This window comes from Priestia sp. SIMBA_032 (assembly GCF_046535215.1).
GTDB classification, from domain to species: domain Bacteria; phylum Bacillota; class Bacilli; order Bacillales; family Bacillaceae_H; genus Priestia; species Priestia aryabhattai.
The window spans coordinates 1-235 of sequence record NZ_JAWRXD010001592.1 but is presented as its reverse complement, the minus strand read 5'-3'; the positions used below and the strand labels follow the sequence as shown (position 1 = coordinate 235).

Sequence of the window (235 nt, the reverse complement as noted above, 5' to 3'; positions counted from 1 at the left end):
AGCCTGTTCGCGCGTTCGTCGAGCTCGGCGTAGGTGATGACCGCCTCACCGTCGATGAGTGCCCGGTTGCCGGGAGTGCGCACGACCTGTTCGTCGAACAACTGGACCAGGGTCGCGTCGCGTGCCGACCCTTCCCCCGACTCGATGATGACCGAGGCGAGCATGCCGGTGAACTGCTCGGCAAAACCGACCGCTGAGTCGCCCTCGAGCAGTCCGGGGAGCAACGTCGACAATG

The 235-nt window shown here is 65.5% G+C and carries 1 protein-coding gene; it reads right to left on the bottom strand.

Annotated features, from left to right (window positions below; all coding sequences use genetic code 11):
• Positions 1-235, bottom strand: a 235-nt coding sequence (locus SB717_RS39665) for a hypothetical protein (protein WP_410908835.1), incomplete at both ends; no start/stop codon positions are given.